The organism is Actinomadura rupiterrae (assembly GCF_024172125.1).
In the GTDB taxonomy this organism is placed as follows: Bacteria; Actinomycetota; Actinomycetes; order Streptosporangiales; family Streptosporangiaceae; genus Spirillospora; species Spirillospora rupiterrae.
In genome coordinates this window covers 68,148-92,921 of sequence record NZ_JAMZEA010000008.1, presented here as the reverse complement: position 1 = coordinate 92,921, position 24,774 = coordinate 68,148, and the positions used below count along the sequence as shown (strand labels likewise).

The window sequence follows — 24,774 nt, the reverse complement described above, 5'->3', positions numbered from 1 at the left end:
CCGGCCCACCGCCTGCGCCCCCGGTCCGGTCGCGGTCACCACGCGTCGCCGCGGGGGACGCGGTGCGGGCCGGTGGCCTCGCCGTCCTCGGGATCGTACGGGCGGTACCAGCCCTCCGGCGGCGGGGGGAAGCCGCGGCGGACGTTCTCGTCCAGGTAGGAGTGCAGAGAGTAGCGCCCGCGCGGCTGCGGATGCTGCGAACCGATCTCGTAGCCGTTGTACGAGGGCGACCGGCGCGTCTCCGGGACCCGGGGCCGCTGCCCGTTCACCGGACGCCGGTCGCCCCTCCGGCCCGTCCTGCCGCGCCGCGCGTCCGGCTGCCGGTCGCCGCCCACGGCCGCCGCGACCAGGACGTCCTCCGGCACCGGACGGGACGCCGCGCGGACCGGCACGGGCTCGTCCTTCGGCGCGGTCGCGACGTCCTTGCGCGGCAGGGTCGTGGCGCTGATCAGGCCGCCGACCGCGACGAGCGCCGCGCCGAGCAGCAGCCCGGACGCGATGCCGTGCCGGAACTTCTCCAGCGCCTGCGCGGACGCGTGCGACGGCAGGTCGTGCACCAGCACGCCGACGACGGCGATGCCGAACGCCCCGGACGCTTCCCGGATGACGTTGAGGATGCCGCTGGCGACGCCGGTCCGCTCGTCCGGGATGGCCTTGAGGACGTACATCGCGATCGGCATGGCCAGCGCGGAGCCGAGCCCGACGGTCAGCACGCCCGGCAGCAGGTCGGTGTACCCGTCGCCGCGCCGGATCGTGGAGAACCAGGCCATGCCGAGCGCCATCAGGCCCATGCCGCCGCCGATCGCGATCCGCGGCCCGATCCGCGCGGCCAGCCAGAACGCGACGGGGGTCATCGACATGATCGTGAACGCCGCGGGCAGCAGCACCAGGGACGACTTGACCGCGTTGAAGCCCAGGTAGTCCTGCATGAAGGACGCCGAGTAGAACAGCACGGCGGTGAACCCCATGCCCTGGAGCATCTGGGACAGCAGCCCGCCGACGAACACCCGGTTCCTGAAGAAGCCGAGGTGGATCATCGGGTCGGGGGCCCAGCGCTCGACTGTGACGAAGCACACCAGTGCGATCAGCGCCAGCGCGAAGACGCCGAGCACCGGACGCGCGGCCCAACCGTCCCGCTGGACGGCCTCCAGCCCGTAGACCAGCGCGAACAGCATGGTCGCGGAGATCAGCACGCCCGGCATGTCCACCTTGGCGTGCTCGTTCTCGGCCTTGGAGGTCAGCACCACCGCGCCGAGCGCGATCACCAGCACGCCGGGCACGATGTTGACCAGGAAGATCCAGCTCCACGACCAGTAGGTCACGATGGACGCGCCGATCGGCCCGCCCAGCGCGGTCGCGGCGGCGCCCGCCCCGACCCACACGATCGTGCCGAGCGACCGCTGCTTGTCGGTGCGTCCGACGGTGACCATGACGAGCGTCGCGGGCAGCGCGAGCGCCGCGCCGGCGCCCTGCACGACCCGGGAGATGATCAGGATCGCGTCGTCCGGGGCGAGCCCGCACGCGGCGGACGCGGCGGTGAAGACGCTCATGCCGGTGGTGAAGCCGACCCGGCAGCCGTAGATGTCGGTGATCCGGCCGCCCGCCACCATCAGGCAGGAGAACATCAGCATGTAGCCGGTCGTGACCCATTCGCCCGCCGATCCTGACATGCCGAGATCGCGGCGGATCGTGGGGATCGCCTGGATCACCACGGTGTTGTCCATGGTGGTGATGAAGGCGCTGACGGCGACGACGAGCAGTGCCCACCTGTATCTTCCTCGGGTCACCTCGCTCGCCGCTTCCCCCTGTGAGCTCGTGTGGTTATGGTGCACAACTATCCCATCAGCCCACATCGCCTGCCAGAGGGTCTTGTCATCGGCGTGACAAGTGGCCTGTGAGAAAAGTGGCCTGTGTGCGCATCGTGAGACGGTCAAAGTAGGACATCGTGGTCCTCCGTTCCGTGCAGCACAGAACGATCCCGTGTCATTGGGGGAACCCCGCAGATGCACACCAGTGAGGGGATCGGCGAGGACGCGATCCGCCGGTACCTGGTCGAGCAGATCGCGCGCCGGTCCCGTGTCGAACCCGCCGAGGTGGATACGGACCGCCCCCTTGAGGAATTCGGTCTGGCCTCCCGCGACGCGGTCGCGATGGCGGGGGAGCTGGAGCAGTTCCTCGGCCGCGCGCTGCCCGCGACGCTGGTCTGGGAGCACCCCACGATCAACCGGCTGTCCGCCGCGCTGGCCGGGAACGCCGATCTTTCCCCGGCCGCCCCGCAGGCCGTCCCGGCGCAGGTCGCGGCCGCGCGCTCGGACGAGCCGATCGCCGTGGTCGGCGTCGGCCTCCGGCTGCCCGGCGGTGGCCGCGACCTGACCGGCCCGGACGAGTTCTGGCGGTTCCTGCTCGGCCGCGGCGACGCGGTCAGCGAGGTCCCGGACGGCCGCTGGGACCCGTTCGACGACGGATCGCCCGAGGTCGGCGACCTGCTGGACCGCACCACCAGGCTCGGCGGCTTCCTGTCCGACATCGCCGGGTTCGACGCGGAGTTCTTCGGCATCACGCCGCGCGAGGCCGCCGTCATGGACCCGCAGCAGCGGCTCGTCCTGGAGGTCGCCTGGGAGGCGTTCGAGCACGCGGGCCTCGCGCCCGCCGCGCTGCGCGGCTCCCGGACCGGCGTGTTCGTCGGCGTCTCGGCGCCCGAGTACGCCGCGTTCACCGCGTCCGACCTGGCGTCGCTGGAGCCGTTCACCGCGACCGGCGCGGCGCTGAGCGTGATCGCCGGCCGCCTCTCCTACCTGCTGGACCTGCGCGGACCGTCCATGATCGTGGACACCGCGTGCTCGTCGTCGCTGGTCTCCGCGCACCTGGCGGTGCAGGCGCTGCGCAACGTCGAGGCGGACGTCGCGCTCGCGTCCGGCGTGAACGTGCTGCTGTCGCCGACCGTGACGATGACCTTCGACCTCGCCGGCGGGACGGCCCCGGACGGCCACTGCAAGGCGTTCGACGCGAGCGCGGACGGCATGGTCCGCGCGGAGGGCTGCGGCGCGGTCGTCCTGAAGCGGCTGAGCGACGCGCAGCGCGACGGCGACCGGGTGCTCGCGGTGATCCGCGGCTCGGGCGTGAACTCCGACGGCCGCTCGAACGGCCTGGTCGCGCCGAACTCCGAGGCGCAGAAGGCGCTGCTGCGCGAGGTGTACGCCGCCGCCGGGATCGACACCCGCGAGGTGGACTACGTCGAGGCGCACGGTACGGGCACCTTCCTCGGCGACCCGATCGAGGCCAAGGCGCTCGGCGAGGCGCTCGGCGCCGGCCGGGACGCCGACGACCCGCTGCTGCTCGGCTCGGTGAAGTCCAACCTCGGCCACCTGGAGGCGGCCGCCGGGGCCGCGGGCCTGGTCAAGGCCGTCCTGGCGCTGCACCACGGGGTGATCCCGCCGTCCAACCACTACAAGGAGCCGAACCCGCACATCCCGTTCGACGACCTGCGGCTCGCGGTCGTCGCGGAGGAGACGCCGTGGCCGAAGCGGGACAACCCGCGCCGGGCGGGCGTCTCGGGCTTCGGCTTCGGCGGGACGAACGCGCACGTCGTCCTCGAAGAGGCCCCGGCGGCCGAGACCGTCCGCGAGGACGTTCCGGTCCGGATCTACCCGCTTTCCGACACGTCCGAAGACCGCATCCGGGCCTACGCGTCCGAGCTGGCCGGCTGGCTGGACGCCGCCGATGCCCCCGCTATCGCTGACGCCGATCTCGCTCTGACGCTGCGCCGCCGCGACGGGCGCGGACGGGCCCGTGCCGCCGTTGCCGCGCGCGACCGCGCCGGGCTGGTCGACGGGCTGAGGGCGCTGGCCGAGGGCCGTCCGCATCCCGGCCTGGCGAGCGGGACCGCGGTCGGCGCTCCGGGTCGTCCGGTCTGGGTGTTCTCCGGGTACGGCGCGCAGCGGACGGGCATGGCGCAGCGGCTCCTGGAAGAGGAGCCCGCGTTCGCCGAGGCCATCGACGATCTCGACGCGCTGTTCGCCGACGAGGGCGGCCCCGGGCTCTGGGCGCTGCTGGAGGAGGGCGAGCCCATCGAGGGCGGCCCTGCCGTCACGATGCCGCTGCTGTTCGCGATCCAGATCGGGCTCGCGCGGATGTGGAAGGCGTACGGCGTCGAGCCTGGCGCGGTGGTCGGCCACTCGATGGGCGAGGTCGCCGCGGCCGTCGTCGCCGGGAAGCTGTCCCTCGCGGACGGCGTCAAGGTCATCTGCCGCCGCTCGCGGCTGCTCGACCGGCTGGTCGGCGGCGGCGCGATGGCGGTGCTCGGCGCGTCCGCCGCCGAGGTCGCCCGGCTCGCCGAGGGCCTGGACGAGGTGTACGCGGCCGTCCACTCCTCGCCGAAGCAGACCGTCGTCACCGGCGACGCCGACCAGATCGCGGCGGTCGTCGCGCGGGCCGAGGCCGAGGGCCGGCTGGCCCGGATGATCAAGGCCGAGGGCGCGGGCCACTCCCCGCAGGTCGATCCGCTGCTGCCGGACCTGCGCGAGGCGCTCGCGGAGATCGGCGCGAAGCCCGGCACGCCGCTCGCCGAAGGCGTCCGCCTCTACACGACCGCGATGGACGACCCGCGCGCCGACGTCCCGATGGACGCCGAGTACTGGGCGCAGAACCTCCGCAACCCCGTCCGGCTCACGGACGCGGTCGCTGCGGCCGCCGACGACGGGTTCCGGACGTTCATCGAAGTCAACGCGCATCCGATCCTGTCGCACGCGGTCGGCGAGACCCTGGACGGCGTCGGCGCGTTCGTCACCCACACGCTCAAGCGCGCGCCGAAGGGTCAGGAGACCGACGACACCCTGACTTTCCACGCGCAGCTCGCCGGGCTCGCCGCGCACGGCCACGCCATCGCCCCGCCGCGGGACGGCGCGGTCGTGGACGTCCCGTCCGCGCCCTGGCGGCACGAGCGGCACTGGATCGACACGTCCAGGCGCGGGCGCGGCGCGGGCCGCGACGAGCACCCGCTGCTCGGCGCGCACGTCGAGATGCCCGGCGAGGACCGGCACGCCTGGCGCGCCGACGTCGGCACCGCCGCGCAGCCGTGGATCGCGCCGACGAACGGGCTGCACGTCCTGCCGTCCGCCGCGTACGCGGAGATGGCGCTCGCCGCGGGCGCCGAGGCGCTCGGCGTCGAGTCCGTGCGTGTCAACAGCCTGTGGATAGAGCGGCCGCTCGCGCTCGACGCGTCCACGACGGTCACGACGACCTTCGGCGAGGACGAGCAGCGCGTCGAGATCCACGCGCTCACCCCCGCCGGCACCTGGACCCGCCTGGCCAGCGCCGACGTCGGCGAGGACCACCGCACCCCGGCGGCGCCGCTGGACGGGCCCGCGACCGAGATCGCGGCGGCCGAGCGCGGCAGCCGCCACTACCGCCTGCACCCCGAGGTGTTCGACCGCGCGCTCGGCGTCCTGTACGCCGAGGCGGGCGAGGGCCCGTGGATCGTCGAGACCATCGGCAGCCTGCGCGTGTACGGGCCGACGCACCGCGGCGGACACGTTCGCGCCGCGTTCGCCGGCGAGCAGGGCGACCTGCGGATCCTCGGCCCGGACGGCGAGGTGCTGGTCGAGGCGTCCGGGATCACGCTGCGCCGCGCGGACCGCACCGACCTGCCCGTCCCGCTCTCCGGGAAGCTCGCCGAGGTCGTCTGGACCGCCACGGAAGCCCCGGAACCGGCCGTTCCGGACGACGCGTCCTGGCTGCTGCTCGCCGAGGCCGCCGACCCCTATGCGGACGGTGTCACGGCTGAGCTGGAGCTTCGCGGTCATCGCGTCTCGCGCGCGCCGCTCGGCTCCGCGCCCTCGGGCGATGTGCATGGCGTCGTCGTCATCCCGGGCGACCTGTCGGACGAAGAGCTCGTGCTGACCGTCGCTCGGACGTCCGTCGCGACGCCGGACGGGCCGCGACTGTACGTCGCCGCCCGCCACGCCGTCCCGGTCCTGCCGGGTGAGGCCGGAGACCACCGGCGCGGGCACATCCGCGCGATCACGCGGGTTCTGGCGTTCGAGCGGACCGTCCAGCAGGCCACCTTCGTGGACGCGCCCCGACCTGCGGATCTGGTCACCGAACTTCTCGCCGACGCCGCGTCCCGCGAGACGGCCTACCGCGAGGGCGTCCGGCACACCGCCCGTCTCGACCTCGCCGTCCTGCCCGAGAGCGGGAAGCGGCGCAAGGTCGTCCGGCGCGGCGGCGCTTACATCATCACCGGCGGCTACGGCGGGATCGGGCTGGTCACGGCCGGTTTGCTCGCCGAGCGCGGCGCCGGGCGGATCGTGCTCTCCGGACGGTCCGGACCGTCCGCCGACGCCGAGAAGGCCATCGCGCGGATGCGGGAGAGCGGCGTGGACGTCGGCGTCGTCCTCGGCGACATCGCCGAGCCCGGCGTGGCCGAGCGGCTCGTCGCCGCCGCCCGCGAGGGCGGGGCCCCGCTGCGCGGCGTCGTGCACGGCGCGGGCGCGATCGACGACCGGATGGTCACCGACCTCGGCCCGGCCGACCTGCACCGGGTGTGGGCCGCGAAGGTGGAGGGCGCGCGGCTGCTGTCCGCCGCGACCTGGGACGCCGACCTCGACTGGTTCGTCCTGCACTCCTCGGCCGCCGCGCTGCTCGGCTCGCCCGGGCAGGCCGCCTACGCCGCCGCGAACGCGGCGCTGGACGCGCTCGCCGCGTACCGCCGCGCGCACGGCCGCACCGCCACGACGATCAACTGGGGCACCTGGTCCCAGGTCGGCGGGGCCGCCGACCTCAAGGTCGCGGTGATCGAGCCGATCACCCCGGACGAGGGCGCCGAGGCCCTCGAAGCGCTCCTCGCCGCCGACGCGACCGCCGCGGGCGTGCTGCGGTTCGACCCGTCCGCGGCCGTGGGCCTGTTCCCCGAGATCACCAACATGCCGTACTTCGCCGCGCTCACCGAGGCCGCGGAGACCGGCGGCGGCGACGCGGGCGACTGGCCCGGCATCGACGCCGTCAAGGCGCTCGAACCGGCCGAGGCCCGCGCCCGCATCGCCGCGCAGGTCCGCTGGCGGATCGCGTCCGTGCTGGGCTTCGCGCCCGAGCGGCTCGACCCGTCCGTCCCGCTGACCGACCTCGGGCTGGACTCGCTGGTCGCCGTCCGGATCAAGAGCGGTGTCGAGCACGACCTCGGGCTGACCGTCCCGGCGTCGGTGCTGCTCAAGGGCGCCTCGGTGCACGTGTTCGAGGAGTGGGCCGCCGAGGAGCTGGGCCTTGCGGGCGCCCCGGCGCCGGCGTCCACGGCCGTCTCCAACGCCGAGTCCGGCTACGTGATGGCGCGCGACGCCGCCGAGCGGCTCGCCGTCCGGTTCTTCGAGGACGTCCTCGGCCTCGACCGCGTGTCGGTCGTCGCCGACTTCTACGCCGACCTCGGCGGGACGGACGAGCAGGCCGACGCGGTCGTGGCGCTCGTGATGACCGAGCTGGGCGGCGAGGCGACCCGCGGCGAGCTGTTCGCGACGCCGACCGCCGAGCACGTCGCCGAGTACATCCGGGCCGCCGACGAGGAGGCCGCGCGGCAGATCGTCCGGCCGCTCAAGGCGTCCGGCGGGCGGCGGCCGATCTTCATCGCGCACCCGGCGGGCGGCACGACGGCCTGCTACCGGCAGCTCGTCGAGCTGCTCGGCGAGGACCAGCCGGTGTACGGGCTGGAGCGGTTCGACGACGCGCCCTCGGTGGAGGAGCGCGCCGCCCGCTACGTGAAGCACCTGGTCGAGGCGCAGCCGGAAGGCGCGTTCCGGCTGGCCGGATGGTCGTTCGGCGGCGTCCTGGCGTACGAGACCGCGCGGCAGCTCCGCGAGGCCGGACGCGAGGTCGAGTTCGTCGCGCTGTTCGACGCGGGCCTGCCGCTGCCGGTCGAGGACGAGTCCGACACCCTCGCCCGCCGCTTCGCCGCGTTCACCGACTACATCAACGAGACCTACGACCTCCGGGTGGACCTCGGCTACGAGGAGCTGTCCGGGCTGTCGGAGGAGCAGCAGTTCGCCCTGGTCATGGAGCGCGCCGCGCCGCTGGCGGAGCTGATCCCGCCCGCCGCGCTGCACCACCAGCTCACCTCGCACCAGGACACGAGGTCCCTGGAGGCGTACGAGCCCCGGACCTACGACGGCCGTGTCATCCTCTACTACGCGCCCGAGGAGACCCCCTGGGCCGTGAAGGACGCGCGGTACGTCCTCGACGGGACGAACGGCTTCGGGCCGCTCTGCCCGGCCCTGGAGAAGGTCACGATCCCCGGGGCGCACCACCTCAACCTGCTCGACCCGCCGGGTGTGGACGCCCTCGCCGCGCACCTGGACGGCCAGCTCGCCGCCGCCGGCACCGATGCCGACGCCCCTGCCCCGACTGCCCTGAAGGGCGCGGCGGGCGGTCCGGCGGCCCTGTCCCCGGCCCACTGACCACGCGGAGGATCCCCCATGTCCGAGCTGCTCGAAGCCGTCCGCTCCGGCGCGTCCGGCCGCGAACTGGCCGAGATCGACCTGCCCACCAGGTTCCGCGCCGCCTTCACACGCAAGGACGAGGTGGGCATCTTCGAAGGGCAGAAGGACAAGGACGTCCGCCGGTCGATGCACGTCGGCGACGTCGAGATGCCGGAGATCGCGCCGGACGAGTGCGTCATCGCGGTGATGGCCGCGGCGATCAACTTCAACACGGTCTGGTCGGCGATCTTCGAGCCGATGCCGACCTTCCACTTCCTGGAGAAGTTCGGCCGCCAGGGCTGGTACGGCGCCCGGCACGACCTGCCGTACCACATCCTCGGCTCGGACGCGGCGGGTGTGGTCGTCCGCACCGGCTCCGCCGTCAAGCACTGGAAGGTCGGCGACCAGGTGGTCATCTCCCCGTCCTACGTGGACGAGGAGGACCACGGCTCCTACGACGACGGCATGATGTCGGAGACCCAGCTCGCCTGGGGCTTCGAGACCAACTTCGGCGCGCTCGGCGAGTTCTGCGTCGCCAAGGCCAACCAGCTCGTCAAGAAGCCGGCCCACCTGACCTGGGAAGAAGCGGGCTCCAACACGCTCTGCGCCGCGACCGCCTACCGGATGCTCGTCGGCACCCACGGCGCCCGCATGAAGCAGGGCGACGTCGTCCTGGTGTGGGGCGCGACCGGCGGGCTCGGCTCGTTCGCCACCCAGCTCGTGCTCAACGGCGGCGGCATCCCGGTGGCGGTCGTGTCGTCCGAGGAGAAGGCCGAGATCGTCCGGTCGCAGGGCTGCCGCAACGTCATCAACCGGTCCGAGCTGGACCTCGGCGAGGGCGGGCTGCGCAACCCGAAGGCGGGCCGGATCCTCGGCGAGGCCATCCGCCGCCAGGTCGGCGAGGACCCGGGCATCGTCTTCGAGTACCTCGGCCGCGAGACGTTCGGCGCGTCCGTCTACGTCGCCAAGCGCGGCGGCAAGATCGTCACGTGCGGCTCCTCGACCGGCTACAAGCACGAGTACGACAACCGGTTCCTGTGGATGCGGCTGAAGAGCATCATCGGCTCGCACGGCTTCAACTACCACGAGGCCGTCCAGGTCAACCGGCTGTTCGGGCTCGGGATGATCCACCCGACGCTGTCCCGCAGCTACTCCCTGGACGAGGCGGGCGAGGCCACCCGCGCCGTCCAGCTGAACCAGCACATCGGCAAGGTCGCGGTGCTGTGCGGCGCGACCGCCGAGGGGCAGGGCGTCAGCGACCCCGAGCTGCGCGAGCGCATCGGCGAGGAGAAGTTCCACCTCTTCCGCCACTGACGTTCAGATGTAGGGCGAAAGGCGAGGGTTTCGCGACCCTCGCCTTTTTGCATTCGAGTGTTGCTCTGCCTCGGCTCTCGACTTCGGCTGATACCTGAGCGAAACCGCTTCCCCGATAGAACGGATAACGCCAGGGAATTAGGGCTGAACGAAAGGTCGGGGCGATGGAAGGAAAAGCCGGGCTCGTCAGGAAGACGACCGTCCTGCTCTCCGCCGGGCTCGCCGCGCTCGCGCTCTCCGCGAGCGCCTGCGGCTCGTCCGGCGGGGACGGCAAGAAGGGCGTCGCGGCACTGACGACGGGCTCGCCGTCTACGCAGGGCGGGGGCGGCGGACGCCCGAGCGACCAGCAGGTCTACGACGGGCTGCTGAAGTACTCCAAGTGCATGCGGACGCACGGCGTGAGCAACTTCCCCGACCCGGTGCTCGGCAAGGGCCTCCAGGTGGACGGGAACGCCGTGAACGGTGACACCGCGACCTACAAGAACGCCGACACCGCCTGCAAATCCATGCTGCCCGCGGGCGGCGGCGACCACCCGGCGCAGGACCGCGCGATGGGCCTCAAGCACTCCCGGTGCATGCGCGCGCACGGCGTCCCCAAGTTCCCCGACCCCAACCCCAACGGCGGCGCGAACCTCGACGGCGACAAGATCGGCATGACCCCCGACAACCCCGTCTTCCAGGCCGCCGAGAAGGCCTGCCAGAAGTACGCGGGCGGCAGCACCCAGGGCGGCTGACCCGCTCCCCGCTCGTCCCGACACACCCCCCCGATGATCACTTCACGTGTCCGGGATGCTACGTTCGGCGATGAACGGATGATCGCCCGAACGGAGACAGGGCATGGCGCTGTACGACATGACCGCGGAGGCCCGGCTCATCACGCTCGCCGACCGCGCCGAGATCGCCACCCTCCTGGACCGCTACGCGCGCGCCCTGGACGACCGCACCCTGGACGAGACCCTCCCCGCCCTGCTCACCCCGGACGCCACCGTCGGCCCGCCGTCCGAGGACCACGCGGGCCTGGGCGAGGTCACCCGGCACCTGAAGGACTCCCTGACCGCCTACGGCCCGACCCAGCACGTCTTCTCCAACTACCTGATCGACGTGAAGGAGGACGAGGCGTCCGTCCGCGCCAACACGCGGGCTACCTGCGTCCTCCAGGACTCCGACGCCCTCTACTCAACGGGCGGCGTCCTCACCGCCACCGCCGCCCGCACCCCTTACGGCTGGCGCCTGAAATCCGTCACCATTTCCCCCACCTGGGAAACCAAAACCCCACCAAAACCCAACGACCCGCCCGAAGAGTCCTGACCCGGTCGGCGGCCCGTCCGAGGGTCGGGCCGTCAGGCCGCGTCGGTGAAGGTCACCGTCAGCTTCGCGCCGAGCGCGTGGGCCAGCCGGTCGAGAACGCCGATCGTGGGCGTCGGTCCACCGGCCTCAAGGCGCGACAGCGCAGGCTGCGTCATACCGGCGCGCTTGGCGAGCTCGGTCTGGGAAAGGCCGAGGGCCAGCCGCCTCTCACGCACGGCGTTCCCCAGTTCGTAGGCGAGGCGCGCCTCCTCATGGCCGGCCCGCACCTCGGTGCCGTCCCGTCCCGCGCCGAGTTCCCACCTGCTGTGCGGACTCCGCTCCCCACTCATCGCCCCACCGTCCTCTCGTACTCCTGCTGGGCATGGCCATGCTCGGCAGCGCATTCCTTGTGCGCCCGCCGCGCCCGTTCGACCTCGGCCGTCTCGCGTCCGCGCGTCTTGGTGAACACGGTCAGAAGGATCGCCCTCCGGTCGGGCGCAAGCCAGTAGGTGATCCGCACGTCCTTGGGGTGCAGGTGCATGCGAAGCTCGCGCAACCCCTCCCCGAGATGCCTCGACCATGGTTCGCCGAGCGTCTCCGCGTTCTCGGCAAGGAGCTCGACGAAGAACTCGACGCGACCGAACTCCCGGTCCGTTAGGGAGTCGAGCCACTGTCGCACCTCGGGTTCGATCTCGATGACGTAGATACCCACACCTGGACGCTATATACCACGGATGCTATAGCACTGCTCGTCGGCGAGTTGCGGCGAAAGCTTCGTTTTACGGCAGATGCCCCGCCGGGTGGGCGGGGCATTGAGGGGTGGGTTAGAAGGTGTGCCAGAAGGTGTAGGCGTGGGACTGGTCGAAGTTGGTCGGGTGGATGGCGTTGGGGGAGAGGGACTGGACGGACGGGCCGGGGTGCCAGGTCGGGGTGCCGGGGCCGTTCGGGTTTCCGGTCCGGGCGAAACGGGTCCAGTAGTCCATCATCTGGTGGGACAGCTTCAGCTGCGGGGCGCTCAGGCGGCGGCCGGTGAAGTAGTCGGTGTTGAAGAGGTAATGGAGTTCGGCGGCGTGGAAGGCGCCCGTGGGGAACGCGGGCGCCTTGGAGTCGGCGACCCAGGGGGGCGGACGCGTCGGCGAACTCGAAGGAGTAGGTCGGGACGCGCTTCTGGAGGGCGAGGCGCTGCTCGGTGGAGGCGCGTCCGAAACTGGCGTCCGTGACGATCGCCGACCAGGCCACGCTGTACGAGCCGTACTTCTTCAGGGTGTAGCGCTTGAGGACTTCCGGCGCGCGCTTCGCGCCGACGTAGGCCTTCACGTGTGACTCGTAGCCGGCCTTGTCGAGCTTCTCGCCGGAGAACTCCTCGCCGAGGGCCTGGAACAGGCGGTACTCGTCGCGGGTGATGCCCTGCATGACGGGAACGCGGTGGAACTTGCCGGTCGCGTACGCCTTGTTCGGCGCGGTCGGGAGGACGCCGCCGCCCCCGTAGGTCGGGGTGAAGCCGTAGCCCGACTCCTTGAGGACCTTTTGGACGGGCAGGGCGCGCAGGCAGGAGGCGGCCGTGGCCGGGTCCGGGCAGCCGAGCTTCGCCGCGACGTCCTTGCCGAGCCTCTCGGCCGCCGGACGCGCGTGGGGGAGCCAGGAGTCGGCGTCGCCGCGCGAGCCGTCGAACTCGGGCCAGTCGCCGGGGGCGCGCGTGCACGGACCGCTCTGCACGATCGCGCGCTGGAACAGCCCGGCGGACTGCGGCGACACCAGCTGGGAGCAGGTGCTCACGCCGCCCGCGGACTCGCCGAAGATCGTGACGTTCCGGGCGTCGCCGCCGAAAGCGCCCGCGTTCCTCTGCACCCAGCGCATCGCGGCCTGCTGGTCTTCGAGGCCGAAGTTGCCCGAGCCGTTCCCGGCCTTGTCGAACGCGCGATGGGCGAGGAAGCCGAACATCCCGAGCCGGTAGTTGACGGTCACGACGATCACATCGTCCCGCGCGACCATTTCGGCCGGACGGTAGAGCGCGCCCGCGCCGTTCCGGAACCCGCTGCCGTGGATCCAGACCATGACCGGCAGCTTCTTGCCCTTGGGCGCGTGCCGCGGCGTGGTGACGTTCAGGTAGAGGCAGTCCTCGGTGGTGCTCTCCTTCTCGCCGGTCGGGCTGAGGAGCCCGGCCTGCTGGGCGCACCGGTTGCCGGGCTTGGTCGCATTCCGGACGGTCTTCCACGCGGCGGCCGGACGCGGCGACGCCCAGCGCAGCTTGCCCACCGGCGGCGCTGCGTACGGGATGCCGAGGAATTCGCGATGGTCCTTGGCGACCGTCCCGCGCACCGAGCCCTTGTCGGTGGCGACGACCGCGCCGTCCGCCGCGGCCTGCGCCGGGGGCGTCGCCGCCGCTATGCCCGCGATCGTCCCGAGGGCCGTGGCCGCGGCGATCGCCGTCCAGTACTTGTTCATCTCGTCCTCCGTGTTGCTCCGACCCCTTCAGCCTGTCGGCCCGGCAACACGGCCCCCATGGGCCTTCCCCCAGCCCCGGGGTGGACTTTCCCCTACCCGAGCGGACGATCCCGCTGGTGCTCTGATCAGCAGCCGGTAGGGCCGCAGGCGCAGGTGGCGGTGTCGGACTTGGTGAGGTTGTCGGCGTCGGCCTTCACCACGTAGACCTCCCAGGGTTCGGCGCCGGGGCCCGACACCCACACCTTGTCCTGCACGGCGTAGCAGCAGGACGTGTCGTTCTCCTCGAAGATCGGGAGCCCGCTGTCGTTGAGGCGGCGGGCCGCAGCCGCCACCGCGTCCGTGGTCTCGACCTCGATGCCGAGGTGGTCGAGCCGGGTCGGCTCGTCGTCCTGGGCCTCGATGAGGACGAGCTTCAGCGGCGGCTCGGCGATGGCGAAGTTGGCGTATCCGCCCCGCTGCTTGGCGGGCTCGGTGCCGAACAGCTTGGAGTAGAAGGCGATCGAGCCTTCCAGGTCGGACACGCGCAGAGCGAGCTGGACGCGGGACATGGCCCTCCTTGATTCGACAGGTGTCTAAGTAGCAGCTTGCGCCGCTGAATAGGTGGATGTCAAATTAGAGGTATGTCGAAGCAGGGGTTGCCCGTGGTCGAGGCGCCGGGGTGCTGCGCGCCGCTGGTGAGCGAGCCGCTGCGCGACGGCGAGGCCGCCGAGCTGGCGCCGCTGTTCAAGGCGCTGGGCGATCCGGTGCGGCTGCGGTTGCTGTCGCTGATCGCGTCCCACGCGGGCGGCGAGGCGTGCGTCTGCGACCTGACCGGCGCGTTCGACCTCACCGCGCCGACGATCAGCCACCACCTCAAGGTGCTGCGGCAGGCCGGCCTGATCGACTCCGAACGCCGCGGGACCTGGGTCTACTACTGGATCAACCCACCCGCCCTGGAGCGCCTGTCCGCGGTCCTCGCTCCACGCGCGGTGCCGGTATGACGGACGTTCCTGAAGTGCTGTTCGTGTGCGTCCACAATGCGGGACGTTCGCAGATGGCCGCCGCGCTGCTCGACCACCACGCGGCGGGTCGGGTGCGGGTGCGTTCGGCGGGATCGGCCCCCGCCGATTCGGTCAACCCGGCTGTCGTGGAGGCCATGGCCGAAGTGGGGCTCGATCTCTCCCGCGAGTTCCCGAAGCCGCTGACCGCGGAGGCCGTCCGGACGGCCGATGTGGTGATCACGATGGGCTGCGGCGACGCCTGCCCGGTCTTTCCGGGCAAGCGCTATCTCGACTGGAAGCTGGACGATCCGGCGGGACGCGGCGTGGCGGACGTGCGTCCGATCAGGGACGAGATCGACCGCCGCGTCCGCGCCCTGCTGGCCGAGATCATGCCTGGGCGACGGTGATGTGGCCGTTGCTGGTGGTCAGGTCCAGGTGGTTGCGGGCGGACGGGTCGTTCGGGATGCGGATGTCGCGGCCGCTGTTGCTGGAGTGCGCGACCACCTGATACGGACCGGCCGGAACGGTGAGGGTGATCGAGCCGTTCGTCGTCTTCGCCCGGATGCTCTGCGGCTTGGCCGGTGTCAGGCTGATCGAGCCGTTGGACGTCCGCGCCTCGATGGCGTCGCCGCTGAGGCCGCGCCCTTCGATGCGTCCGTTGGACGTGTGCGCCGTGACTGATCCGGTGACACCGTCCAGCTGGATCGAGCCGGAGTGCGTCGTGACGTTCACCTGGCCGACGCGGGTGAGGCGGACCGAGCCGTTCGACGTGTCGCCGCTCACCGGAAGACCCGCGGGCAGGTCGAGCGTGTAGCTGACCGAGCAGTGCCGCCCGCAGCCGGAGAGCACGAGGACGCCGCCGGTCACGCGGTGGGTCGGGCCGTCCGGGCGCGAGCCGCTGTACTGGATCGTCCGCGCGAGGGCGGGTTTGGACGCGCCGCCGCGCACGGTGACGCTGCCCGCTCCGATGCCGTCCAGCCGGACGGACGTCACCTTGGCGGTCAGCGCGGCGCTGTCGCCGTAGGTGCTGTCCGGACCGAAGTCGCAGGCGGCGAGCGTCGCGACACCGGACGCGGCCAGGGCGAGGCTGAGGAACTGGCGGCGCATGGAACCCTCCCGATTTTGTCGATCACCAGGAGGCTAGGAGCCGGGCACCCTCAAGATCGTCCCGCTGCGGGGCCAACCCGGGGCTGGCTCTCAGGGGTGAACGCCGTCCGGCCGCTCCGGTCGCCGCCCGGCCGTCCGGCCGCCCGCGGTCGCCGTCCGGGCGTCCGCCGCGTTGACGCGGCCGCCGTCCGGGCAGCAGGCTGACCGCCATGATCTTCAGCTCGGCGGAACTCGTCTACCTGACCGCGCAGCCCCTCGGCCGCCTCGCGACCGTGGCCCCGGACGGCCAGGTCCAGAACAACCCGGTGAACTTCGTCGTGGATCCCGGCACCGGCGCGATCATGATCGGCGGGGGCGCGATGGGCGCGTCCAAGAAGTTCCGGAACGTCCAGGCGGGCAGCACCGTCTCGTTCGTCGTGGACGACCTGATCTCGACCGATCCGTGGAAGGCGCGCGGCATCGAGATCCGCGGCACCGCCGAGGCCCTCGTCGACCAGGACCCGCCGATGAAGAACCTGTCCCGCGAGTACATCCGGATCACGCCGGCCCGGATCGTCTCGTGGAACATCGACGGCCCGCGCGCGAGCCGGAGCGTCTGAGACTTTCCGGCAGGGGCGCGGTCTATAACTAGGGCTTATGACGCTGCACTGGAAACTCGTGGTCGACGCCAACGACCCGCACGCGCAGGCCCGGTTCTGGGCGGCCGCGCTCGGCTACGAGATCGAGGACCACAGCACGCTGATCGGCGAGCTGCTCGACGCCGGGATCGTCGACCCCGATCTGGTCGTCAACGGTCTGGCCTGGCGCGACGCGGCGGCGGTGCGTCATCCGGACGACCCGTTCGACAAGAAGAGCGGCGTCGGCCAGGGGCGGCGCCTGCTCTTCAACCGCGTCCCGGAGACGAAGAGCGGAAAGAATCGCCTGCACATCGACGTCCACGACCCGGCGGGCGACCGCGAGGCGGCGGTCGAACGGCTCCGCGACCTCGGCGCCGGCGTCCAGCGCCGCGTGCAGGAGATGGGCGGCGAATGGGTCGTGATGACCGACCCGGAGGGCAACGAGTTCTGCGTCCACTAGCCCTCCGGGACGGCCCGTCTCACTTGCTGTAGTTCTTTCCCGGCGGACGGCCCGGGATCGGCTTGCCGATGAGCGCGACGGGGACGAACAGGCAGAAGTGCCCGATCGCGATGGTGAGCGCCCAGAGCTGCTCGTCGTCGTAGTGCGCGGACGCGCGGGCGAACAGGTCGTCCGAAACCCGCTCGCCGAACGGGTTCGGGGTGAGGACGGCCTCGACGAGTTCCAGCGCCACGCGCTCGGCGTCCGTGAAGAACGGCGCGTCCCGCCACGTCGCCAGAGCGGTGATGCGCTCCTCGGACTCGCCGCTCTGCCGGAGGTTATCGACCAGCCGGAACGCGTGGTACGTGCTCCCGACGAGCTGCGAGGCGCGCAGCTGCATCAGGCTGACCGTGCCCGCCGGAACGGGACTGTCCCGGATGGCCTTGTGCACGGACGCGGAAAGTTTGGCCAGCTCGGGGAACTGCTGCGTCAGGTCGGGCAGCCGCGACTTGATGCCCTCGTGCGTGGTCGTCATGGCGGGTTTCCTTTCTCAAGACGGTCTCGCCACCCCGACGACGCACCCGCCCGCGATGTCAGGACGTCCCGCTCGCTAGAGTCCGGATGCGATCAAGCGAAAGGACGTCGAAGCAGGTCATGGCATGGTTCGTGCTCGTTGAGCGATCGGAGTTGACCGGCGGCGACTTCAACTACCGCGTCACCAAGACGATCCCCGCAGGCGACAGCCCCGAAGAGGCCCAGGCCAAGGCCCTGGAAGTGGCCCGGAAGCACCTCCCGTACGGAGGCGCGCGGAGCTGCACCCGCGAGATCTACCGTTCCCCGGACGGGGTCCTCCGCGTCGTATTCAAGGAGAGCTGGGGCTACAACACCGACGATTTCCGCGTCTCGGTCGCCGAACTCATCGAGGCCCACGAACCCGACCCGCCCGCCGAGGACGAGACGTCCCGCCCCCGCAAGTTCGGCCGCTTCCGCAAGTGATCAGTACCGATACCGCCGGTACGCATAGGCCCCGGTAAGCAAGGCCAGCAGCGGCCCCCACGCGACAAGCGGCAGGTAGCAGAGGTACAGGATGGCCATCTTGACGCCGTGCGGATACTCCGGATCGGAGAAGTGGACGCCGAAGGCCAGCGGCGTCCAGAGCAGCATGAGCCCGATCGCCCCGGCCCCGGCGGGGATGATCGCCGCCAGCGGATGGACGCGCCGCCCGCGCAGGAACGGCACCCACCGCGGCCACACCTCGCCCCACGACCGCACCAGCCCCATGCTGAGGAACGCCAGCGTCTCCGACAGCAAGGTCAGCGCGCACACGTAGCCCAGCAAGCCGAAGAAATTTATCCGCGCCGGATCACTGCTCCCCGTGAAGCCCGCAGGCAGCCGCAACGCGAACAGAATCCGCCAGATACCGGACGGAACCGCGCACCACATCGTCGCCTGCGCCACCCACTCGGCCCACCGAGGCACAGCCCCCCGAACCGCCGCGCTCACCGCAAACTCCCCGCGCTACCAGCGCCCTTCGAGGACGTCCCCGCCCCCGACCCGGACCCGGACGCGATCATGGCACCGGCAATGACAGCGGTCAGCAGCGCGACCACGATCAGCTTGACCCTCACATGCTTGGACATGCCAAAAAGATCGCGCCAACCCCGCCCCACCCACCTCCCCCACCCGACCGATCACCCTCGCCCACAAGAGTGAAACGTCCCTCTAGCAGCCGGTCCCGGGGCGTCGATCAGTAGGGGCGGCCGCCTATCGCGGCCGCTTCATCGATGACGGCTTCAAGTCGCGGGCGTTTCTCTGAGCCGATCCGACAGGTCGAGTCGCTCGGAGCGGCGGGCCATCATCCACAGGTGAGCGCTGGTGCGCTGCTCCTCACGCACCAGCACGAACCCCTGCGTCAGGTTGTAGGCGGCGACCTCTTCGACCTGGCAGTGCCGCCGTACCCACGGGATCCCCAGGCGAGCGGCCCGGTCCACGGCCCACAGCGCCATCGTCTCCCCGAGCCGCCCGGGCATTCCCGGCATGGTGACCGACCCGGACAGGTAGAGGGCCGGTTCGGCGCGTTCAGCGTCCGACCAACCCCACGGCGGCCCAACGTCCTGCACCACCATCTGCCCCACGACGCCGGCCTGGTCGTCGACCAGCACCCACAGGTCGCCGTCCGGGTTGTCGCATTGGGCCACCAGGTCGTCCAGCGCGGACCGCCAGCTCGGCAGGCCGCGACCTTCCTGCCAGACGCACCGCGCCTCGACCAGCCGGGCGACCTGCGGCCGATCGGCGCCGGTCGCAAGCCGCATCTGCATCATCCGACCATTGTCCGACCGAAGGGAGGCCGCTCAGACGAGGGACGCAGAAGGAGCCGTCGGCGCCGGACGACCAGCCCTGACTCACCTGGGACGAAACCTCGGTCGCCTATTTGTCGATGTGTTGGACGGTTTCAGCAACCTGGCGGAGGCCGCCTCGGGTGAGAGTCAGGTGGCCGAGACGAGGGTTCTTGCTGTCGCGGATGCCAACGGACGGGCCCAGGTCGGCGAGTTCCACACAGGTCCCGCCACCGCCACTTTCACTGCTGTGGCTGCTCTTCCGCCAAGCCGACACGAGTCCTCCCGCGGGCGTGAATGAAGCGCGGGGGCGCCTATTTGTCCGAGTGTCGGATGGTTTCGGTTAGTTGGTGGAGGGCGGTACGGGTGAGGGTGAGGTGGCCCGCACGCGGGTTTTTGCTGTCGCGGACGCCGATGGAAGTACCGAGATCAGCCATTTCGACGCAGGTTCCACCCGCGTCCTGACCTTCGCTGTGGGTGCTCTTGCGCCAGACGATCATGCATCCTCCCGCAGCCTCATCAGGTGTTCGCGGGTTTGGTCCTCGTTCCAGGCACGCGCCGCGAGACGATCGAATTGTAGTCCCGCGCGCAACGCGGCGGCCTGATCGTCGATCACTCGGCCCACCTCCAGGGCACCACCTGCGAAGACCATGAGGCGCCTCCTGGGGAGGCTGGTCCACCAGAAGGAACCGTCCACAGCGATGTGGGGTGTGGCGGCGTCAGGCAAGATCCGTACGGAAATATGAAGTGCCTGCGAGAGCTCCAAGACGCGGTCGAGTTGACTGCGCATCATCTCGCGGCTGCCCATCGGCCGAAGGCCGGGTGTGTCCAGCAGCAACCAGATCTGGGGATCGCCATCGAGGATGGCGGCCTGGAGCTCCATCCTGCGCGCCACCGCTCCGTCCACGTCGAGAACGTTGCCCGCCACGTATCCGGCGTGCAGAAGGGCGCGGGCGTAGTCCTCGGTCTGGAACGGAATGGGGATGAACGTGGTGTTGAGGATCTTGTGCTCGACGCCAGCACGCTGGAACCGCTTGACCCGCTGCGGCCACGTCGGATCGGGGCCGAGACGCGCATAGAACAGGAGAATCGAGAATAATCCTCCGGTCTTCCAGGCATTGTCCAGCTTTATGCAATCGGCGCTGTCGAGCTGCTTCTCGCCTGTCTCGTACTTGGAAACTTGGCCGATCGAGCAGCCGAGGATTTCCGCGACGTCGTGCTGCCGCAGATTCTTCTGGATTCGAAGAAACCGCAGGTAGAAGCTGATGAGGTCATAGAGGGACGTGTATGGGTCGGGCGGCGGCTTGACCATGTTCGGCCCTTCGGGGGGATCGCAGGGCTTTCCGATGTTGCTGGCAACGGTGACAACAGTAGTCGGGCGGCGTCAGGGTGTGATGCAGAACACGAGAATCTCGCGCCATGAAGGACGGGTCCGATGCTTTCGAAGGCTTCTGTGGGAGGGGATCAGGAAAGGCTGGTCGTCTGCCGGCTCGGCACCGGGCTCGGTGCGGCCGGGGAGGCTCGGCGGCGGGTGGCGGCGGTATTCCGCCGGTGGGGACGCGCCGATCTTGAGGACGACGCGACGTTGTGCGTCTCCGAGCTGGTCACGAATGCGCTGAATTGCGGGGCGTCCGATATCCGGCTGCTGATCGAGCGGCACACCGCGCAGATGGTCGAGGTCGCGGTGTGGGACGACGGGCCCGGTTGCCCCGAGGTGCAGAATCCGGACGACTCATGCGAGACCGGGCGCGGGTTGGGCATCGTCGAAGCCCTCTCGGTCTCGTGGGGCAAGCACGGGTCGGCGGACGGGGGCAAGACCGTGTGGGCGCGGTTCGTTGCACCGGACGCGGACGCATGATCGCCACGTATGACGTGTTGCGGGCCTCCGTGCTGGTCGGGTGCGTGCTGGCCGGGGGAGGCGTGGGTGCTCTGGTCGCCGTGGTCGTCGCGCATGTCCTCCGGCCGCGTCCGCCGGGACGGCACCGGCCGCGTTGACCTGGAGCGGGCTCCAGGCCCTAGCGTCGAGACCATGACGTGGGAGCAGCAGCACAAGATCGGCTCGGGGTTCGGCGCGCACAGCACGGCGCGGGACGTCCTCGCCGGCATCGACCTGACCGGAAAAACCGCGCTGGTCACGGGTGGCTACTCGGGGCTCGGGCTCGCGGGTGTCCGGGCGCTCGTGGAAGCGGGTGCGCGGGTCGTCGTCCCAGCTCGCAGGCTTGAGGTAGCGCGCGAAGCGCTGCGTGGTGTGGCCCGGGTGGACGTATTCGAACTTGACCTGGGCGACCTTGAGAGCGTGCGGCGATTTTCCGATCACCTTGTGGCGGACGGCCGGACGCTCGACATCGTCATCACCAACGCCGGGATCATGGCCTGTCCGGAAACGCGGGTCGGACCCGGCTGGGAGGCGCAGTTCGCGACCAACCATCTCGGGCACTTCGCGCTGGTCAACCGCCTGCGCCCGCTCTTCGCGGACGACGTGCGCGTCGTTTCGGTCACGTCCGCCGGGCACTTCCTGTCGAGCATCCGGTGGGACGACCTCCAGTTCGAAGACGGCTACGACCGGTGGCTCGCGTACGGCCAGTCCAAGACCGCGAACGCGCTGTTCGCCGTCCACCTGAACGCGCTCGGCGTGCAGGCGTTCACCACGCACCCGGGCAGCATCCTCACCCCGCTGCAACGCCACATCCCGCACGAGGACCAGGTCGCGCGGGGTTGGATCACCGAGGACGGCTCGCTCCCGGACGGCTTCAAAACCCCTGAACAGGGCGCCGCCACCGCGATCTGGGCCGCCACGTCCCCGCTCCTGAACGACCTCGGCGGCCTCTACACGCAGGACTGCGACGTCGCCGAGCCCGCCACCGGCGACGACATGCTGATCGGCGGCGTCAAGCCCTGGGCCGTCGACCCGGACGACGCGTCCCGCCTCTGGAAAATCTCCGCCGACCTCACCGGCCAGGGCCGGTAGGCATGAAGGCCGTCAGGAGGTCTTCGATGTAGGCGTCGGTGTCGGTGGGGGCGGCGCCCAGGCGGGCGAGGGCGGCCGTTCCGAGGTAGGTCGCGTAGGCGCCGGACGCACGAAGACCCGCCTGCTCAGCGGGCATGCCGAGGTCGCGGAACGCCGCCTCGACGAACTCCAGCCGCCGCCGCGTGACGCGCGCCGCGACCGGCAGCACGGCGGCGTCGGTCTCGCCGGTCAGGCGCAGCGCGAGGTCGCCGCCGCCCGCCGTCAGCGCCAGCCGCAGCAGCTCGCGCAACCGGTCGGCCGGATCGGGGATTTCGGCCAGCCGCGCCGCGACCCGCTCGGTCTGCTCGCGTTCCCACAGCTCAAGTGCCGCGTCCAGGAGCGCGGACCGGTTCTCGAACAGCCAGTAGAAGCTCGATTTGGACGCCTTGAGCCGCGCCGCGACGGGCTCGACCGCGACCGCGCCCGCCCCGCCCTCGGCCAGCGCGGCGAGCGCCGCCGCGGCCCAGTCGTCCCGGCTGAGTCGGGCGGTGCGTGGCATGGCTCACTCTCCCCATGTTCTGGACGGTGGCGTACAGTCTAGTTCTGTACGCCACCGTCTAGAACGTCCCGGAGGAGTGCCGACCATGGAATGGATCCTCGACCGCCTGCTGCCCGCGCCCGACTTCCGCACCCGCTACACCCGCCGCATCGACGCCCCGCCCGAAACCGTGTGGCGCGCGCTGCTCGCCGTGGACGCCGACGACCTGCCGTTCACCCGCGTCCTGATGCGGATCCGTTCCGGCGGACGCCGCCGGGTCGCCGGTCCGCTCATCGAGCGCGCGCCCATGCCCGAACTCGGACGCCAGGACGGCCGCGAGGTCGTCGTCGGCCGCGTGGCCCAGTTCTGGAAGCCGAATCCGGTGCCCGGGCCGTCCGAAACCACCGACGCCGACGGCTTCGCCGCCTTCAGCGACCCCGGCTGGGCCAAGGCCGCGATGGCGCTCCAGATCGTCCCGTCCGAGAACGGCACGGTGCTGGCCGCCGACACGCGCATCCTGGCGACGGACCCGCGCTCGCGCCGCATCTTCGGCCTGTACTGGGGGTTCATCCGCCTCGGCGGCGCGGGCATGATCCGCCTGGAACTCCTGAAGGCCGTGGCGCGCCGAGCTGAACGCGACCTCCGCACTGCCTGAATGTCGACTTTGGTAGTACCGCGAAGCGCCCGATGGCCGATGCCCGGACGCGTCCCCCAGCGCGAGGCTTGCCGAGGGCGGGCCAAACGGGGAGGAACGCAGAATGTCGGGCATCGGACGGCGATCCGTGATCGCCGGGCTGGCGGTCGCCGCCATCGGGGGCGCGGCGATGAGCCGCCCAGGCGAAACCCAGACGCGCGCCTTCGAGTGGGTGCGCGGCCAGTCGCCGTCCGCCCGCAGAGGCAGGGGCTGACGCAGCGCGGCGTCAACTACGACACCGAGCGCGAGGTGTGGAAGCCCGCCTTCGTGCGGCGCGAGATCCGCGCGATCCGGCGCGACCTGCACTGCAACGCGGTCATCCTGCTCGGCAGCGACCTGGCGCGCCTCGAACTCGCCGCCCGCTACGCGTCCGAACAAGGGATGTTCGTCTGGTTCGAGCCGCGCCAGTTCGACCGGGACGCGCGGCGCACGCTGGAATTCCTCCGCGCGACGGCGGTCATGGCCGAACGGCTCCGGCGCCGCCGCCCAGGTGTCGGCATCTCGGTCGGCTGCGAACTGACCATCTTCATGGACGGCCTCGTCCCCGGAGAGAACTACAAGGAACGGGCGGCGAACCTCGGCACACCGGCGGGCAAGGGCTACAACGAGCGCCTGAACGCCTTCCTCGTGCGCGCGCACGAGACCGTCCGCCCGCTGTTCAAGGGGAACCTCACCTACACGTCCGGCGTGTGGGAACAGGTGGATTGGCGCAAGTTCGACGTCGTCGGCGTAGACCTCTATAGGGACGCCTCGAACGAAGCGACCTACCGGCGCGACGTCCGCGCGCTGCACCGCTTCGGAAAACCCGTCGTCATCACCGAATTCGGCTGCTGCACATACCGGGGAGCTGAAAAACGCGGCGGCGACGGCTTCGACATAGTCGACTGGGACGCGATCCCGCCGTCCATCCCGAAGGGCTACGTCCGGGACGAGCACGTCCAGGCGCGCTACATCACCGAGTGCCTCGACATCTTCGAATCCGAGGGCATGTACGGCGCGTTCGTCTACGACTTCATAGAGCCGGACTCACCGCACGTCCCGTCCGACCCCCCACACGACCTGGACACCGCCGGCTTCTCCCTGGTCACGGTATCCACCGACTACCCGAAGACCGGAAACTTCACCCCCAAGCAATCCTTCCAAGCCCTCGCCCACCGCTTCAGGCGTTGATGTCGAGGAGGGTGGCGAGGCGGTCTAGGAGGGCGAGGGTTTCGGGGACGTTGGTGGTGGCCTCGGCGAGCGCGGGTTCGATGGGGGTGTCGCGGACGATCCGGGCGCGCGGGGACGGCTCGGCGACCGGGTGCAGGAGGGTGCGGCGGCGGTCGGACGGGTCGGGCTCGGCGCGGACGGTGCCGGCCTCGCGCAGGCGCGCGACGCAGTTGGAGACCTGGCTCTGCACGAGTCCGGTGCGCTTGGCGATCTCGGTGACCGTGGTGCCCGGATGGTCGCGCAGGTCGTCGGCGACGGCGAGGACGGTGCTGGTGCTCGTGGGGTGCTCGCCGACGCCCTCGGTCGGGATGGCGGCCTCGGCGATCTTCTGGAGGCGGCGGCCCAGCAGGTAGAGCTCGGTGATGTTCACGCCGCGAGATTACATCATCAGAGATGCATCTC

General features: G+C 71.1%; 29 protein-coding genes. 14 read left to right on the top strand and 15 right to left on the bottom strand.

Annotated features, from left to right (window positions below; all coding sequences use genetic code 11):
* Positions 1 to 35: 35 nt before the first annotated feature.
* Positions 36 to 1,787 (bottom strand): MFS transporter, encoded by a 1,752-nt coding sequence (locus FHU30_RS27885; RefSeq protein WP_253879730.1) that lies wholly within the window; start codon positions 1,785 to 1,787, stop codon positions 36 to 38.
* A gap of 216 nt (positions 1,788 to 2,003) precedes the next feature.
* Between FHU30_RS27885 and FHU30_RS27880 the strand changes: the two genes are divergently transcribed.
* The 4 genes from FHU30_RS27880 to FHU30_RS27865 all read left to right on the top strand — a co-directional run bounded on the left by FHU30_RS27880 (position 2,004) and on the right by FHU30_RS27865 (position 11,081).
* Entirely contained in the window at positions 2,004 to 8,438 is a 6,435-nt protein-coding gene (locus FHU30_RS27880; RefSeq protein ID WP_253879729.1) for a type I polyketide synthase, read from the top strand.
* Between the two features lie 18 nt (positions 8,439 to 8,456).
* Complete coding sequence (gene ccrA, locus FHU30_RS27875) at positions 8,457 to 9,773, top strand: crotonyl-CoA carboxylase/reductase (protein ID WP_253879728.1); 1,317 nt, start codon at positions 8,457 to 8,459, stop codon at positions 9,771 to 9,773.
* Between the two features lie 164 nt (positions 9,774 to 9,937).
* Positions 9,938 to 10,507 (top strand): hypothetical protein, encoded by a 570-nt coding sequence (locus FHU30_RS27870; protein WP_253879727.1) that lies wholly within the window; start codon positions 9,938 to 9,940, stop codon positions 10,505 to 10,507.
* 103 nt (positions 10,508 to 10,610) lie between these two features.
* Entirely contained in the window at positions 10,611 to 11,081 is a 471-nt protein-coding gene (locus FHU30_RS27865) for a nuclear transport factor 2 family protein (RefSeq protein WP_253879726.1), read from the top strand.
* 32 nt (positions 11,082 to 11,113) lie between these two features.
* Here FHU30_RS27865 and FHU30_RS27860 read toward each other — a convergent pair whose 3' ends face one another.
* From FHU30_RS27860 to FHU30_RS27845, 4 genes are all read right to left on the bottom strand, one after another.
* The gene (locus FHU30_RS27860; protein ID WP_253879725.1) at positions 11,114 to 11,410 is read right to left on the bottom strand and encodes a helix-turn-helix domain-containing protein; all 297 of its coding nucleotides are present in this window, start codon (positions 11,408 to 11,410) and stop codon (positions 11,114 to 11,116) included.
* Complete coding sequence (locus tag FHU30_RS27855; protein ID WP_253879724.1) at positions 11,407 to 11,772, bottom strand: type II toxin-antitoxin system RelE/ParE family toxin; 366 nt, start codon at positions 11,770 to 11,772, stop codon at positions 11,407 to 11,409. The genes FHU30_RS27860 and FHU30_RS27855 overlap by 4 nt, the downstream gene beginning before the upstream one ends.
* The gene (locus FHU30_RS27850; RefSeq protein ID WP_253879723.1) at positions 11,715 to 13,505 is read right to left on the bottom strand and encodes a carboxylesterase/lipase family protein; all 1,791 of its coding nucleotides are present in this window, start codon (positions 13,503 to 13,505) and stop codon (positions 11,715 to 11,717) included. Before FHU30_RS27850 ends, FHU30_RS27855 begins: the two co-directional genes overlap by 58 nt.
* A gap of 125 nt (positions 13,506 to 13,630) precedes the next feature.
* On the bottom strand, positions 13,631 to 14,053 hold the full coding sequence (locus FHU30_RS27845; protein ID WP_253879722.1) for an ArsI/CadI family heavy metal resistance metalloenzyme: 423 nt from the start codon (positions 14,051 to 14,053) through the stop codon (positions 13,631 to 13,633).
* A gap of 72 nt (positions 14,054 to 14,125) precedes the next feature.
* On the opposite strand from FHU30_RS27845, the gene FHU30_RS27840 reads away from it, so the two are divergent.
* Together FHU30_RS27840 and FHU30_RS27835 are read left to right on the top strand one after the other, a co-directional pair.
* Positions 14,126 to 14,485, top strand: coding sequence for an ArsR/SmtB family transcription factor (locus FHU30_RS27840; protein ID WP_253879721.1), 360 nt, complete (start codon positions 14,126 to 14,128; stop codon positions 14,483 to 14,485).
* Positions 14,482 to 14,892 (top strand): arsenate reductase ArsC, encoded by a 411-nt coding sequence (locus tag FHU30_RS27835; protein ID WP_253879720.1) that lies wholly within the window; start codon positions 14,482 to 14,484, stop codon positions 14,890 to 14,892. The genes FHU30_RS27840 and FHU30_RS27835 overlap by 4 nt, the downstream gene beginning before the upstream one ends.
* On the opposite strand, the gene FHU30_RS27830 is transcribed toward FHU30_RS27835, so the two are convergent.
* The gene (locus FHU30_RS27830; RefSeq protein ID WP_253879719.1) at positions 14,873 to 15,592 is read right to left on the bottom strand and encodes a DUF4097 family beta strand repeat-containing protein; all 720 of its coding nucleotides are present in this window, start codon (positions 15,590 to 15,592) and stop codon (positions 14,873 to 14,875) included. The genes FHU30_RS27835 and FHU30_RS27830 overlap by 20 nt on opposite strands.
* A gap of 209 nt (positions 15,593 to 15,801) precedes the next feature.
* Between FHU30_RS27830 and FHU30_RS27825 the strand changes: the two genes are divergently transcribed.
* Both FHU30_RS27825 and FHU30_RS27820 read left to right on the top strand, forming a co-directional pair.
* Entirely contained in the window at positions 15,802 to 16,191 is a 390-nt protein-coding gene (locus FHU30_RS27825) for a PPOX class F420-dependent oxidoreductase (protein ID WP_253879718.1), read from the top strand.
* Between the two features lie 37 nt (positions 16,192 to 16,228).
* Positions 16,229 to 16,669, top strand: a complete 441-nt coding sequence (locus tag FHU30_RS27820) for a VOC family protein (protein ID WP_253879717.1) — start codon at positions 16,229 to 16,231, stop codon at positions 16,667 to 16,669.
* A 19-nt stretch (positions 16,670 to 16,688) separates the two neighbouring features.
* Here FHU30_RS27820 and FHU30_RS27815 read toward each other — a convergent pair whose 3' ends face one another.
* Entirely contained in the window at positions 16,689 to 17,183 is a 495-nt protein-coding gene (locus tag FHU30_RS27815; protein WP_253879716.1) for a carboxymuconolactone decarboxylase family protein, read from the bottom strand.
* Positions 17,184 to 17,314: 131 nt separating this feature from the next.
* On the opposite strand from FHU30_RS27815, the gene FHU30_RS27810 reads away from it, so the two are divergent.
* Positions 17,315 to 17,644 carry a DUF493 domain-containing protein gene (locus FHU30_RS27810; protein WP_253879715.1) on the top strand — a complete coding sequence of 110 codons (330 nt, stop codon included), beginning with the start codon at positions 17,315 to 17,317 and terminating at the stop codon, positions 17,642 to 17,644.
* On the opposite strand, the gene FHU30_RS27805 is transcribed toward FHU30_RS27810, so the two are convergent.
* From FHU30_RS27805 to FHU30_RS27780, 6 genes are all read right to left on the bottom strand, one after another.
* The gene (locus tag FHU30_RS27805) at positions 17,645 to 18,106 is read right to left on the bottom strand and encodes a hypothetical protein (RefSeq protein WP_253879714.1); all 462 of its coding nucleotides are present in this window, start codon (positions 18,104 to 18,106) and stop codon (positions 17,645 to 17,647) included.
* A 41-nt stretch (positions 18,107 to 18,147) separates the two neighbouring features.
* A complete protein-coding gene (locus tag FHU30_RS27800) occupies positions 18,148 to 18,288 on the bottom strand; it encodes a hypothetical protein (protein ID WP_253879713.1) in 141 nt (46 codons plus the stop codon).
* Positions 18,289 to 18,441: 153 nt separating this feature from the next.
* Positions 18,442 to 18,969: a GNAT family N-acetyltransferase gene (locus tag FHU30_RS27795; RefSeq protein WP_253879712.1), complete on the bottom strand. Its 528-nt coding sequence runs from the start codon at positions 18,967 to 18,969 to the stop codon at positions 18,442 to 18,444.
* Positions 18,970 to 19,075: 106 nt separating this feature from the next.
* On the bottom strand, positions 19,076 to 19,261 hold the full coding sequence (locus FHU30_RS27790) for a DUF397 domain-containing protein (protein WP_253879711.1): 186 nt from the start codon (positions 19,259 to 19,261) through the stop codon (positions 19,076 to 19,078).
* Between the two features lie 37 nt (positions 19,262 to 19,298).
* Positions 19,299 to 19,484, bottom strand: a complete 186-nt coding sequence (locus FHU30_RS27785; protein ID WP_253879710.1) for a DUF397 domain-containing protein — start codon at positions 19,482 to 19,484, stop codon at positions 19,299 to 19,301.
* Positions 19,481 to 20,296: a helix-turn-helix domain-containing protein gene (locus tag FHU30_RS27780; protein ID WP_253879709.1), complete on the bottom strand. Its 816-nt coding sequence runs from the start codon at positions 20,294 to 20,296 to the stop codon at positions 19,481 to 19,483. Before FHU30_RS27780 ends, FHU30_RS27785 begins: the two co-directional genes overlap by 4 nt.
* Before the next feature lie 123 nt (positions 20,297 to 20,419).
* Here FHU30_RS27780 and FHU30_RS27775 point away from each other — a divergent pair, with 123 nt between their 5' ends.
* From FHU30_RS27775 to FHU30_RS27765, 3 genes are read left to right on the top strand one after another with little or no spacing between them, the layout of a single operon-like run.
* The gene (locus FHU30_RS27775; RefSeq protein WP_253879708.1) at positions 20,420 to 20,842 is read left to right on the top strand and encodes an ATP-binding protein; all 423 of its coding nucleotides are present in this window, start codon (positions 20,420 to 20,422) and stop codon (positions 20,840 to 20,842) included.
* Positions 20,839 to 20,979, top strand: a complete 141-nt coding sequence (locus FHU30_RS27770) for a hypothetical protein (protein WP_253879707.1) — start codon at positions 20,839 to 20,841, stop codon at positions 20,977 to 20,979. Before FHU30_RS27775 ends, FHU30_RS27770 begins: the two co-directional genes overlap by 4 nt.
* Before the next feature lie 34 nt (positions 20,980 to 21,013).
* Positions 21,014 to 21,952 (top strand): SDR family NAD(P)-dependent oxidoreductase, encoded by a 939-nt coding sequence (locus FHU30_RS27765; RefSeq protein ID WP_253879706.1) that lies wholly within the window; start codon positions 21,014 to 21,016, stop codon positions 21,950 to 21,952.
* On the opposite strand, the gene FHU30_RS27760 is transcribed toward FHU30_RS27765, so the two are convergent.
* Positions 21,933 to 22,490 carry a TetR family transcriptional regulator gene (locus FHU30_RS27760; protein ID WP_253879705.1) on the bottom strand — a complete coding sequence of 186 codons (558 nt, stop codon included), beginning with the start codon at positions 22,488 to 22,490 and terminating at the stop codon, positions 21,933 to 21,935. The genes FHU30_RS27765 and FHU30_RS27760 overlap by 20 nt on opposite strands.
* An 85-nt stretch (positions 22,491 to 22,575) precedes the next feature.
* On the opposite strand from FHU30_RS27760, the gene FHU30_RS27755 reads away from it, so the two are divergent.
* Positions 22,576 to 23,124 (top strand): hypothetical protein, encoded by a 549-nt coding sequence (locus FHU30_RS27755; RefSeq protein ID WP_253879704.1) that lies wholly within the window; start codon positions 22,576 to 22,578, stop codon positions 23,122 to 23,124.
* A 207-nt stretch (positions 23,125 to 23,331) separates the two neighbouring features.
* A complete protein-coding gene (locus tag FHU30_RS27750; RefSeq protein WP_253879703.1) occupies positions 23,332 to 24,333 on the top strand; it encodes a glycoside hydrolase family 113 protein in 1,002 nt (333 codons plus the stop codon).
* Here the strand turns inward: FHU30_RS27750 and FHU30_RS27745 are convergent.
* The gene (locus FHU30_RS27745) at positions 24,323 to 24,742 is read right to left on the bottom strand and encodes a MarR family transcriptional regulator (RefSeq protein WP_253879702.1); all 420 of its coding nucleotides are present in this window, start codon (positions 24,740 to 24,742) and stop codon (positions 24,323 to 24,325) included. The two genes, FHU30_RS27750 and FHU30_RS27745, sit on opposite strands and share 11 nt — an antisense overlap.
* Positions 24,743 to 24,774 lie beyond the last annotated feature (32 nt).